Here is an 8,298-nt window from a genome sequence, read left to right as displayed (position 1 = left end):
TTCCCCGCGCCCCCGGTCACCGGGCCGGTCTCAAGGAGGCACCGTCCGCAGAGCTGACGGGTCGTCAGATCGGCGCTACCGTGAGCGCCATGGAGACCACGACGGCACTTCCGAAGATCATCTCCGTCGACGACCACACGGTGGAGCCCTCCGACGTCTGGCAGAACCGGCTCCCGAAGAAGTACCTGGACACCGGCCCCCGCATAGTCCGGGCCCCGCTCAAGGAGATCAGCTTCCTCGGCGGCCGCTTCAAGCCGGTGATGGGCGCCCCGGGCGACGACGGGCCACTCGGCGACTGGTGGCTGTACGAGGGGCTCCAGCGCCCCCTCACCCGCCTCGACACGGCGGTCGGCTACAGCAGGGACGAGATCAAGCTGGAGGTCATCACCTACGAACAGATGCGCCCCGGTTCCTACGACGTGCCGCAGCGCCTCGCCGACATGGACGTCAACCACGTCCAGTCCGCCGTCTGCTTCCCGACCTTCCCGCGCTTCTGCGGCCAGACGTTCACCGAGGCCAAGGACCATGAACTGGGACTGCTGTGCGTCCGGGCCTACAACGACTGGATGGTGGAGGAGTGGTGCGGCCCGCAGGCGCAGGGGCGGCTCATACCGCTCACCCTCATCCCGCTCTGGGACGCAGAGCTGGCCGCCGCCGAGGTCCGCCGCAACGCCGCCCGGGGGGTGCGGGCCGTCGCCTTCTCCGAGATACCCCCGCACCTGGGCCTGCCCTCCGTCCACTCCGACGACTGGGACCCCTTCCTCGCCGCCTGCGACGAGACCGGCACGGTCATCGCGATGCACATCGGCTCCAGCAGCCGTATGCCCTCGACGTCCAAGGACGCGCCGCCCGCGGTCGGTTCGACGATCACCTTCGCCAACTGCTGCTTCTCGATGGTCGACTGGCTGATGAGCGGAAAGTTCGAGCGCTTCCCGAATCTCAAGGTCATGTACGCGGAAGGGCAGATCGGCTGGATCCCGTACATCCTGGAGCGCGCCGACGTGGTCTGGGAGGAGAACCGCGGCTGGGGCGGCGTCGCCGACAAGGTCCACCGTCCGCCGTCCGAGCTCTTCACCGAGCACGTCTTCGGCTGCTTCTTCGACGACGCCTTCGGCCTGAAGAACCTCGACTCGATCGGCGTCGGCAACGTCCTCTACGAGACCGACTACCCCCACTCCGACTCCACCTGGCCCAAGTCCCGTGAGGTCGGCGAGGCGCAGATGGGGCACCTGGACGCCGACGTCGTCGAGCGGATCGTGCGCGGCAACGCCATCGAGCTGCTCGGTCTCACACCGGACGGCCTCTGGGGCGGCCCCAAGTGACCGAGTACGGCATCCAGTTGCCCGTCCAGTCCCAGAGCACGATCTACGCGGAGCCCTGGGAGGCCGGTGCCGGGCCCGGTGACCTCGCCGAGGTGTCCCGGGCCGCCGACCGCGCGGGCTTCGCGTATGTCGCCGCCTGCGACCATGTGGCGATCCCGCGCCGCCTCGCGCCCGCGATGAGCACCGTCTGGTACGACCCGGTCGCCACCCTCGCCTTCCTGGCGGGCGTGACCGAACGGGTGCGGCTGCTCAGTCACGTGGCCGTCGTGGGGCTGCGGCACCCGCTCCTGACCGCCAAGCAGTACGCCACCCTCGACCACCTGAGCGGCGGCCGGCTGATCCTCGGGGTCGGCGCGGGGCATGTGCAGGAGGAGTTCGAGGCGCTCGGCGTCGACTTCGCGGGGCGCGGAGCCGTCCTCGACGAGTCGATCGAGGCGCTGCGAAGCGCCCTCGGGCCCGAGGAGTTCCCCGAACACCACGGCAAGCTCTACGACTTCGAGGGCCTCGGCCAGCGTCCCCGCCCCGCCCAGGCCCACGTCCCGGTGTGGGTCGGGGGCTCCTCTCCGGCCGCCGTGCGCCGGGCCGCTCTCAAGGGCGACGGCTGGCTGCCCCAGGGCGACCCCCGGGACCGGCTGCCCGCGCAGATCGACCGGATACGGCGGCTGCGGGCGGAGGCGGGCCTCGACGGGCCGTTCACCGTCGGGGCCATCGCCGAGCCGCTGTACGTCGGCACGCCCGCGTGGGACGTGGGCCGCCGCACGCTGAGCGGGCCGCCGGAGGAGCTTGCCGAGTCGCTGCGGGTCTACCGCGCGATGGGCGTGGACCAGCTCCAGGTGCGCTTCCGCAGCCGCGGGCTCAGTGAACTCACCGACCAGATGGCGGCGTTCGGCGCCGGCGTCGCCCCCCACCTCTGAGGAGTCACCGCATGGGCAAGCTGGACGGACGTGTCGTCCTCGTCACCGGCGCGGCACGCGGGCAGGGCGAGCAGGAGGCCCGGCTGTTCCGGGCGGAGGGCGCCGAGGTCGTCGTAGGGGATGTGCTGGACGAGCAGGGCGAGGCGCTGGCCGGGGAGATCGGGGCGCTGTACGTCCACCTCGACGTGAGCCGGGAGGCCGACTGGCAGCGGGCGGCGCAGGCTGTCGTCGGGGAGTACGGGCGGGTCGACGGGCTCGTCAACAACGCCGGGATCCTGCGTTTCAACGCCCTTCTCGACACACCCCTCGACGAGTTCATGCAGATCGTGAACGTCAACCAGGTCGGCTGCTTCCTCGGCATCAAGACCCTGGCGCCGGTGATGGCCGACGGCGGCACGATCGTCAACACCGCCTCCTACACCGGGGTGACCGGAATGGCGGGCGTGGGCGCCTACGCGGCCTCCAAGCACGCGATCCTCGGGCTCACCCGGGTCGCCGCGCTGGAGCTGGCGCCGCGCGGGATCAGGGTCAACGCCATGTGCCCCGGGGCCGTGGACACCGCGATGTCCAACCCGGCCGTCCTGGACCCGTCGGCGGACGGCGAGGAGGCTTCCCGGGGGCTCGACCGGTTCTACCGCAAGATCGTGCCGCTGGGCCGGATCGGCAGGCCCGAGGAGGTGGCGGCGCTGGCGCTGTTCCTGACCTCCGCCGACTCCTCGTACATCACCGGGCAGCCGTTCGTGATCGACGGCGGCTGGCTCGCCGGGGTCTCCATCATCTGACCCCGGCCGAACTCAGCCGGACGGCATCTGACCGGCCGTCAGCTATTGACGCTGTATGCGCCCGGTGCCACAGTCGGCGGCAGATCAGCAATCTGACGGTGTGTCAGAAACAGGAGTGTCAGAGACAGACTGGGGACGGTGAACCGCCTTGGAATTCGGGCTCTTTGTACAGGGATACGTGGGCAAGCGTGCCGAGACCGACCCGCTGGCCGAGCACAAGGCGCTGATGGAGGAGACCGAGTACGTCATCCAGGCGGACCGGTCCGGCTTCAAGTACGCCTGGGCGTCCGAGCACCACTTCCTGGAGGAGTACTCACACCTCTCCGCCAACGACGTCTTCCTCGGCTACCTCGCGCACGCCACCGACCGGATCCACCTCGGCTCCGGCATCTTCAACCCGCTCGCCCAGGTCAACCACCCGGTGAAGGTCGCCGAGAAGGTGGCCATGCTCGACCATCTCACCGAGAACCGCTTCGAGTTCGGCAGCGGACGTGGAGCCGGGTCGCACGAGATCCTCGGGTTCATACCGGGCGTGACCGACATGAACTACACGAAGGAGATCTGGGAGGAGACCATCGCGGAGTTCCCCAAGATGTGGCTCCAGGACGAGTACGTGGGCTTCCAGGGCAAGCACTGGCAGCTGCCGCCGCGCAAGATCCTGCCCAAGCCGTACGGGAAGTCGCACCCCGCGATGTGGTACGCCGCCGGCTCGCCGCCCTCGTACGCCATGGCCGCCCGCAAGGGGCTCGGGGTGCTCGGCTTCAGCGTGCAGAAGGTCTCCGACATGGAGTGGGTCCTGGAGCAGTACAAGACGGCGGTGGTGGACGCCGAGCCGATCGGGGACTTCGTCAACGACAACGTCATGGTGACGACGACCGCGATCTGCGCGCCCACACACGACGAGGCTATCCGGATCGCCGTGAGCGGCGGACTGCACTACCTGCCGTCCCTGGTCTTCCGGTACCACGACACCTTCCCGCGCCCCGAGGGCTTCCCCGTGTGGCCCGAGACCCTGCCCGAGTACAACGCCGAGTTCGTCGAGCTCCTCATCGAGGAGGAGCTGCTGATCTGCGGTGACCCGGACGAAGTGGTCCGCCAGTGCAAGCGCTGGGAGCAGGCGGGCGCGGACCAGCTGAGCTTCGGGCTGCCGGTGGGGGTGCCGAAGGAGGAGACGCTCCAGACGATCCGGCTCATCGGCGAGCACGTGATCCCGAAGATCGACACGGATCCGGTGCACCGGACGACCCGTTTCCGCGAATCCGCATAAGGGGGGTTCGGTTCCATGCTCGACCATGTCATCAAGGGGGCGACCGTCGTCGACGGCACGGGCGCCCCCGCCCGCACCGCCGACGTCGGTATCCGGGACGGCCGTATCGCCGTGGTGGGCCGGATCACCGAGGAGGCCCGCACCAGCGAGGACGCCACCGGGCTCGTCCTCGCCCCCGGCTTCGTCGACCCGCACACCCACTACGACGCCCAGCTGTTCTGGGACCCGTACGCGACGCCTTCCCTCAACCACGGTGTGACGACCGTCGCGGCGGGCAACTGCGGCTTCACGCTGGCCCCTTTGAACCCGTCCCGCCCCGACGACGCCGACTACACCCGGCGCATGATGTCCAAGGTCGAGGGGATGTCGCTGGTCGCCCTCGAAGAGGGGGCGCCCTGGAGCTGGAACTCCTTCGGGGAGTACCTGGACGCTCTCGACGGGCGGATCGCCGTCAACGCGGGCTTCATGGTCGGGCACTGCGCGCTGCGGCGGCACGTGATGGGACCGGACGCCGTCGGCGGACAGCCGTCCGAGGAGCAACTCGACGCCATGCTCCGGCTGTTGCACGACGCCATGGACGCCGGAGCCTGGGGTTTCTCCACCACCCAGTCGTCCACGCACTCCGACGGGGACGGCAAACCCGTCGCCTCCCGGCACGCCCTGCCCGCCGAACTGCTCGCCCTTTCCAAGGCGGTCGGGGAGCACGAGGGGACGCAGATCGAGGCGATCGTCGCCGGCTGCCTCGACCAGTTCAGCGACGCCGAGATCGACCTGCTCGCGGAGATGAGCGCCACGGCGGGGCGGCCGCTCAACTGGAACGTGCTGACCATCGACTCGGCCGTCCCCGAGCGGGTCCCCCGGCAGCTGCTGGCCAGTGAACAGGCCCGGAAGGCGGGCGGCCGGGTCGTCGCCCTCACCATGCCGATCCTCACCCCGATGAACATGTCCCTGGGCACCTTCTGCGCCCTGAACCTCATCCCCGGCTGGGGGCAGGTCCTCGCGCTGCCCGTCCCCGAGCGCATCGAGAAACTGCGGGACCCGGACGTACAGGCCGAACTGGTCCGCCACTCCCAGGCCAAGGAGGCGGGCGTCTTCCGGCGGCTGACCAACTTCGGGCGCTACGTCATCGGCGACACGTACAGCGAGACGAACCGCGGGCTCAGCGGGCGGGTCGTGGAGGACATCGCGGCCGAACGCGGGCAGACACCGTTCGGCGCACTGGTCGAGATCTGCGCGGCCGACTCCCTGCGTACGGTCCTGTGGCCCATGCCCACCGACAACGACCCGGCGTCCTGGGCCATGCGCGCCGAGGCCTGGCAGCACGAGGACGTGCTCCTCGGCGGGTCCGACGCGGGCGCCCACCTGGACCGGATGTGCGGGGCGCCGTACACGACCCGCTTCATCGGCGACTGCCTGCGCGGACGGAGGCTGACCTCGCTGGAACACGCCGTGAGGATGCTGACGGACGACCCCGCCCGGCTCTTCGGGCTGCGGGAGCGGGGGCGCATCGAGGAGGGCTTCCATGCGGACCTCGTGCTCTTCGACCCGGAACGGATCGCCGCGGGCACGGCCACCCTGGTGCACGACCTGCCGGGCGACAGTCCGCGCCTGGACTCCAAGGCCATCGGGATACGGGCCGTGTGGGTCAACGGCGTCGAGGCGATCCGGGACGACGTGGTGAGCGGGGCCGTACCGGGCCGGGTACTGCGGTCGGGGCGGGACACGCGGACGGTGAGCACGAGGTGACTCCGTCGGGCGGGGCTTCGGGTGGCGGGGCCGGTGGGATCGGTGGCTCCGGTGGTGCTTCGGGTGGTTCCCCGGGTGGAGGGCACGGCGTGACGGGTTCGGGCGGTTCCCCTGACGAGCAGCGGCTGTTCGTCGGCGGGGAGTGGGTGGTGCCGGACGGCGGGCACTACGCGGTGGTCGACCCGGCCACCGAGGAGACCGCCGGGTGGGCTCCGGAGGCCTCGCGGGATCAGGTGCACGCGGCCTGCGCCGCGGCCCGCGAGGCCTTCGGGCCGTGGTCGCGCACGGCACCGGCGGAACGGGCGGCGGTGCTCGCCCGCGCCGCGGACCTCATCCGCTCCCGCCTCGTGCCGTACGCCGAACTCGCCCAGGCCGAGACCGGGGCGACCACGGGTGTGGCCCGCGGGATGCAGGTCGGCGTCGCCGCCGCCCGCTTCCGGCGGTACGCGCAGGTCGAGCCCGCGGAGTGGGCGATCCCGCCGCAGATCAACGAGGCCGGGCCGATGGGCAGGGCGGCGGCGCTGGGCGCGCTGGCAATCCGGCAGCCCGTCGGGGTCGTCACCTGCATCACCTCGTACAACAACCCCTGGGCGAACCCCGCCGGGAAGATCGCCCCGGCGCTCGCCATGGGCAACACCGTCGTCGTGAAACCCGCCCCGCAGGACCCACTCTCCGTCTACCGGATGGCGGAGGCGCTGGAGGCAGCCGGTGTGCCGCGCGGTGTCGTCAACGTGGTGAGCGGCCGTTCCGTCGAGGTCGGCGAGGCCGCCGTCGACTCGCCCGACGTCGACATGGTCAGCTTCACCGGCTCCACGGCGGTCGGGCAGCGCATCGGCGAGGTGTGCGGGCGGTCCATGAAGCGGCAGTTGATGGAGCTGGGCGGAAAGGGCGCGGCGGTCGTCTTCGAGGACGCCGACCTCGGATCGGCCGTGGCCGGGATCGGGACCACGTTCTCCTTCTACAGCGGGCAGATCTGCACAGCACCCACCCGGGTGCTGGCACAGCGGGCGATCTACGAGCAGCTGGTGGACGAACTCGCCGCGTACGCACGTAGGTTGAAGGTCGGGGACCCGCGGGAGTCCGGCACGGTCGTCGGACCACTGATCTCCGCGGCACACCGGGAGCGGGTAGAGTCGTACGTCGAACTCGGCCGCAAGGAGGGCGCGGTGGTGGCCGCAGGCGGCGAACGTCCCTCTCTGGACCGCGGGTTCCACGTCGCCCCGACCCTCCTCGCCGACTGCCGACCCGACATGAGGGTCGTCCGCGAGGAGATCTTCGGGCCCGTGGTGACGGTGGTGCCGTTCGACGACGAGGAGGAGGGAATCGCCCTCGCCAACGACAGCGACTACGGCCTGATCGACTACGTCTGGTCGGCGGACATCGCCCGCGCCTTCCGCGTGGCACGCCGGCTCCGGGCCGGGGGAGTCGGGGTGAACACGGTCGGCCGCAACATGGAGGCGCCGTTCGGCGGTTTCCGCAGAAGCGGGGTCGGACGGGACTGCGGGTCGTACGCGCTGCACGCCTACAGCGAGGTGCAGTCGATCGTCTGGCCGGGGTGAGACGGCTTTCGGGAAGCATGTTCGGCCAACTGGCCGGTAACCCTGGGGCGGGCCCGTAGAGTCCCGGAGCGGAGAGTGGCGACATCGATGTCGCCACTCTGACAGATAGTCAATATCCCTTCCGGAGAACAGACTTGAAGCTCACCAAGCGCATAGCCCTGACCGCCGCGGGCCTCGCCGCCGCGACCGCCCTGCTGGGCGCGACCACCGGTTACGCCACCCCCTCGGACCCCGCGCCCAGGCCCGTGAAGGCCCCCGCGGCACTCAAGGTGCCCGACGGCAACAAGCTGACCGGCGTGTACCCGGCCCGGGGCGTGCAGACCTACACGTGCACCGACGGTGCGTGGAAGCTCCTGGAGCCGGCCGCCACCCTGTCGGACAAGAGAGGCCGCACGGTCGCCCTCCACTCCCGCGGCCCCGTCTGGGTCTCCACGGTGGACGGCAGCGCGGTGAACGCCGCGGCGATCGCCAACTCCCCCAAGACCGGCACCATCCCGGAGCTCCTCCTCCAGGCCACCGCGACCCGGGGCACGGGCGTGTTCGCCGGTGTCTCCTACATCCAGCGCCTGAACACCACCGGCGGTGTAGCCCCCGCCACGGCGTGCACGGGCACGGACCAGGTCGGCGTCCAGTACACGGCCACGTACGCGTTCTACAAGCCGGCCAAGTGACGGTGACGCGCGCCGGCTGACCCGGCGAGCGGCACGG

At 70.8% G+C, this 8,298-nt stretch carries 7 protein-coding genes; all 7 read left to right on the top strand.

Going from position 1 to position 8,298, the window contains the following annotated elements; genetic code table 11:
• Positions 1 to 80: 80 nt before the first annotated feature.
• The 7 genes from ACZ48Z_RS14055 (at position 81) to ACZ48Z_RS14025 (ending at position 8,261) form a co-directional block, all read left to right on the top strand.
• A complete protein-coding gene (locus ACZ48Z_RS14055) occupies positions 81 to 1,322 on the top strand; it encodes an amidohydrolase family protein (protein ID WP_468736336.1) in 1,242 nt (413 codons plus the stop codon).
• Entirely contained in the window at positions 1,319 to 2,236 is a 918-nt protein-coding gene (locus tag ACZ48Z_RS14050) for an LLM class F420-dependent oxidoreductase (RefSeq protein WP_468736082.1), read from the top strand. The genes ACZ48Z_RS14055 and ACZ48Z_RS14050 overlap by 4 nt, the downstream gene beginning before the upstream one ends.
• Positions 2,237 to 2,247: 11 nt before the next feature.
• On the top strand, positions 2,248 to 3,018 hold the full coding sequence (locus tag ACZ48Z_RS14045; RefSeq protein WP_468736081.1) for an SDR family NAD(P)-dependent oxidoreductase: 771 nt from the start codon (positions 2,248 to 2,250) through the stop codon (positions 3,016 to 3,018).
• 148 nt (positions 3,019 to 3,166) lie between these two features.
• Entirely contained in the window at positions 3,167 to 4,285 is a 1,119-nt protein-coding gene (locus ACZ48Z_RS14040) for an LLM class flavin-dependent oxidoreductase (RefSeq protein WP_468736080.1), read from the top strand.
• A gap of 15 nt (positions 4,286 to 4,300) precedes the next feature.
• Positions 4,301 to 6,031 carry an N-acyl-D-amino-acid deacylase family protein gene (locus ACZ48Z_RS14035; protein ID WP_468736079.1) on the top strand — a complete coding sequence of 577 codons (1,731 nt, stop codon included), beginning with the start codon at positions 4,301 to 4,303 and terminating at the stop codon, positions 6,029 to 6,031.
• A gap of 89 nt (positions 6,032 to 6,120) precedes the next feature.
• On the top strand, positions 6,121 to 7,590 hold the full coding sequence (locus ACZ48Z_RS14030; RefSeq protein ID WP_468736078.1) for an aldehyde dehydrogenase family protein: 1,470 nt from the start codon (positions 6,121 to 6,123) through the stop codon (positions 7,588 to 7,590).
• 134 nt (positions 7,591 to 7,724) lie between these two features.
• A complete protein-coding gene (locus ACZ48Z_RS14025) occupies positions 7,725 to 8,261 on the top strand; it encodes a DUF3455 domain-containing protein (protein WP_468736077.1) in 537 nt (178 codons plus the stop codon).
• Positions 8,262 to 8,298 lie beyond the last annotated feature (37 nt).

It is taken from the genome of Streptomyces sp. NPDC031225, assembly GCF_055570355.1.
This window is presented reverse-complemented; position numbering and strand designations above follow the sequence as displayed.

What these genes read in the sequence shown, in the direction of transcription:
- ACZ48Z_RS14045 (WP_468736081.1), top strand. Translation starts at nt 2,248, where the DNA reads ATGGGCAAGCTGGACGGACGTGTCGTCCTCGTCACCGGCGCGGCACGC.
- ACZ48Z_RS14035 (WP_468736079.1), top strand. Translation starts at nt 4,301, where the DNA reads ATGCTCGACCATGTCATCAAGGGGGCGACCGTCGTCGACGGCACGGGC.